The sequence below is a fragment of the Pseudonocardia pini genome (assembly GCF_013870575.1).
GTDB classification, from domain to species: domain Bacteria; phylum Actinomycetota; class Actinomycetes; order Mycobacteriales; family Pseudonocardiaceae; genus Pseudonocardia; species Pseudonocardia pini.
On record NZ_JACBXB010000527.1, the window covers coordinates 1 to 3,948 of the forward strand.

Here is a 3,948-nt window from a genome sequence, read left to right on the forward strand (position 1 = left end):
GGACGCCGACGGCGGCCGGGGCGGTCGCAACCGCAACCGGAACCGCAACGAGCGAGACGGCGAGTCCCGCAACGGCGACACCGGCCGGAACGACCGCAACAGCGACCGGAACGACCGCAACAGCGACCGGAACGACCGGAACCGGCCCAACGACCGCGTCACCGAGCGGACCGACCGCAACCCGGACCGGAACCTCGAGCGCAGCCTGGACCGGAACCTGGACCGGAACAACGACCGGGACGACGAGGACGACGAGGACGGCCGCGGCCGCCGCGGCCGCCGGTTCCGGGACCGCCGCCGGGGCCGCGACCGCGACACCCGTGGTGGTGGCGGTGGCGGCGGCGAGCGCGCCATCGACACCGAGGTCCGAGACGACGACGTCCTGCTCCCCGTGGCGGGCATCGTCGACATCCTGGACAACTACGCGTTCGTCCGGACCACCGGTTACCTCTCCGGCCCGAACGACGTCTACGTGTCGCTGTCGATGGTCCGCAAGCACGGCCTGCGCCGCGGCGACGCGATCACCGGCGCCGTGCGGCAGCCCCGCGAGGGCGAGCAGCAGCGCCAGAAGTTCAACCCGCTGGTCCGCATCGACTCGATCAACGGCCGCGACCCGGAGTCCGGCAAGAACCGGCCCGAGTTCACCAAGCTCACGCCGCTCTACCCGAACGAGCGCCTGCGCCTGGAGACCGAGCCGTCGAAGCTCACCACCCGGGTCATCGACCTGGTCATGCCCGTCGGCAAGGGGCAGCGCGCGCTGATCGTGTCGCCGCCCAAGGCGGGCAAGACCATGATCATGCAGGCGATCGCCAACGCGATCACCACGAACAACCCCGAGTGCCACCTCATGGTCGTCCTGGTCGACGAGCGGCCGGAGGAGGTCACCGACATGCAGCGGTCGGTGAAGGGCGAGGTCATCGCCTCGACCTTCGACCGCCCGCCCGCGGACCACACCGCGGTCGCCGAGCTCGCGATCGAGCGGGCGAAGCGGCTCGTCGAGCTGGGGCACGACGTCGTCGTGCTGCTGGACTCGATCACCCGCCTGGGCCGGGCCTACAACCTGGCCGCGCCCGCGTCAGGCCGGATCCTGTCCGGTGGTGTCGACTCGACCGCCCTCTACCCGCCGAAGCGCTTCCTGGGCGCGGCGCGGAACATCGAGGACGGCGGCTCGCTCACGATCTTCGCGTCCGCGCTGGTCGAGACCGGGTCGACGATGGACACGGTGATCTTCGAGGAGTTCAAGGGCACCGGCAACGCCGAGCTCAAGCTGGACCGGAAGCTCGCCGACAAGCGGATCTTCCCGGCGGTGGACGTGGACGCGTCGAGCACCCGCAAGGAGGAGCTGCTGATGTCCGCGGACGAGTTCTCGGTGAGCGTGAAGCTCCGCCGGGTGCTCGCGGCGCTGGACCACCAGCAGGCGATCGAGCTCGTGCTGGGCCAGCTGCGCAAGACCCGCACCAACATCGAGTTCCTGATGCAGGTGCAGAAGACCACGCCGGGGAACTTCGGCAACGACGACTGAGCGTCCGGGCCCGGCGGGAATCCCCGCCGGGCCCGGATGGTTCAATGAGACGTCACGCTCCGGTTCACCCGACACGGGACCCGGCGGCAGATCTCCCGAGAGGAAACACCCCATGCGCGAGGGCATTCACCCGCAGTACACGGAGACCCAGGTCACCTGCAGCTGCGGCAACAGCTTCAGCACCCGCAGCACCAAGTCCGGCGGCTCGCTGACCGTCGAGACCTGCTCGGCCTGCCACCCGTTCTACACCGGCAAGCAGCGGATCCTGGACTCCGGTGGCCGCGTCGCCCGCTTCGAGGCGCGCTACGGCAAGCGCAAGGCCGCCAACTAGCGTCGCCCACGGCGCCCGTCCCCGTCCGGGGGCGGGCGCCGTTCGCATGTCAGGACCCCGCGAGTCCCCCACTCCCGACGCGCGAGTCGGACACCACGCCCCGCGAGTCCCCCACTTCCGACGCGCGAGTCGGACACTGGGGTCGCACGAGTCGGACACCGGGGTCGCACGAGTCGGACACGAGTGAGAACAGGAGCAGGACGGTGGCGGTGAGCAGCAGCCCGGCGAGCGCGGTGGACACGCTCGTCGACGAGTACGCCGAGCTGGAGACACGCCTCGCCGATCCGGCCGTGCACACCGACACGGCCCTCGCGCGCAGGCTCGGCCGCCGCTACGCCGAGCTCGGCCCGCTCGTCGCCGTCGCCCGTGACCTGGCCGCCGCCCGTTCGGACGAGACCGCAGCCCGCGAGCTGGCCGCCGAGGACCCGGCGTTCGGCGCCGAGGCGGACGAGATCGCCGCGCGCATCCCGGACCTCGAGACCCGGCTCGCCGAGCTGCTCGTGCCCCGCGACCCGCACGACGGCGACGACGTCGTCATGGAGGTCAAGTCCGGCGAGGGCGGCGAGGAGTCGGCCCTGTTCGCGGGCGACCTCGTGCGGATGTACCAGCGGTTCGCCGAGCGCCGGGGGTGGAAGGTCGAGGTGCTCGACGCCGTCGACTCCGACCTCGGGGGCTACAAGGACATCACCATGATCCTGCGGTCGCGCACCCCGTCACCCGACGGCGTGTGGTCCGCCCTGAAGTTCGAGGGCGGCGTCCACCGGGTGCAGCGGGTGCCGGTCACCGAGTCGCAGGGGCGCATCCACACCTCCGCCGCCGGCGTCCTCGTCTACCCGGACACGGGGGAGGACGCCGAGGTCGAGATCGACGAGAACGACATCCGCGTCGACGTGTTCCGCTCCTCCGGGCACGGTGGGCAGTCGGTCAACACCACGGACTCCGCGGTGCGGATCACGCACCTGCCGACCGGCCTCGTCGTGAGCTGCCAGAACGAGCGGTCGCAGCTGCAGAACCGGGCCCGCGCGATGGAGGTCCTCCGCTCCCGGCTGCAGGCGCTGCACGAGGCCGAGCAGGCCGCGGCCGCGTCGGCGGAGCGGAAGCTGCAGGTCAGGACGGTGGATCGCTCCGAGCGCATCCGCACCTACAACTTCCCCGAGAACCGCATCTCCGACCACCGGGTCGGGTACAAGGCGCACAACCTGTCCACGGTGCTGGACGGGGAGCTCGACGACGTCGTCGCGGCGTTGCAGAAGGCCGAACGCGCCGAGGCGATGTCCGCGGCCGAGGCGCCGGAGTGAGCGGTCCCGGATGAGCCGGCTGCCGCTGCGGGTCGCCGTGGGTGAGGCCGCGCGGGAGCTCGCCGCCGCGGGCGTGGAGTCGGCCCGGGTGGAGGCCGAGTTCCTGGCCGCGCACGTGGTCGGCGTGCCGCGCTCGCAGCTGATGATGCGCCCGCTCGTCGACTCCGAGCAGCTCACCCGGTACCGCGAGCTGGTCGCGCGGCGGGTCACCCGCGAGCCGCTGCAGCACATCCTCGGCACCGCGGTGCTCGGGCCGGTGGAGGTCGCGGTCGGGCCGGGGGTGTTCACGCCCCGCCCGGAGACCGAGCTGCTGCTGGAGTGGGGGCTCAAGGAGCTCGCCGGCGTCGACCGTCCGCTGGTCGTGGACCTGTGCACCGGGTCGGCGGCGCTGGCGCTCGCCTTCGCCGTGGCTCGGCCGGACGCCACCGTGCACGCCGTCGAGAAGGACCCGGTGGCGTTGAGCTGGGCGCGGCGGAACGTCGCGGCGCACGGCGAGCGGGTGGTCCTGCACGCCGACGACGTCCGTCGCCCCGACCTGCTCCCCGACCTGGAGGCGCGGGTCGACCTGGTGGTCTGCAACCCGCCGTACGTCCCCGAGGGCACGCCCGTCCCGCCGGAGGTGTCCGAGTGGGACCCCGCGGTCGCCGTGTTCGGCGGGCCGGACGGGTTGGCGCTGGTCCCGGCCGTCATCGCCACCGCGGCGACCCTGCTGCGCCACGGCGGGGGGCTCGCGATCGAGCACGACGACACGCACTCCACCCAGTGGTTGAAGTCCTCGACCGCGATCTCCACGGAGT

The 3,948-nt window shown here is 72.4% G+C and carries 4 protein-coding genes; all 4 read left to right on the forward strand.

Annotated elements, in window-relative coordinates:
* The coding region (gene rho / locus H5J29_RS23940) for a transcription termination factor Rho (protein WP_181783284.1) at positions 1-1,522 on the forward strand (1,522 nt) is incomplete at its 5' end.
* Positions 1,523-1,634: 112 nt separating this feature from the next.
* Entirely contained in the window at positions 1,635-1,853 is a 219-nt protein-coding gene (gene rpmE / locus H5J29_RS23945; RefSeq protein WP_181783285.1) for a 50S ribosomal protein L31, read from the forward strand.
* A gap of 209 nt (positions 1,854-2,062) precedes the next feature.
* On the forward strand, positions 2,063-3,151 hold the full coding sequence (gene prfA, locus H5J29_RS23950) for a peptide chain release factor 1 (protein WP_181783286.1): 1,089 nt from the start codon (positions 2,063-2,065) through the stop codon (positions 3,149-3,151).
* Positions 3,152-3,161: 10 nt separating this feature from the next.
* Positions 3,162-3,948 (forward strand): N5-glutamine methyltransferase family protein (locus H5J29_RS23955; RefSeq protein WP_181783287.1); only part of this gene is annotated, 787 nt, incomplete at its 3' end.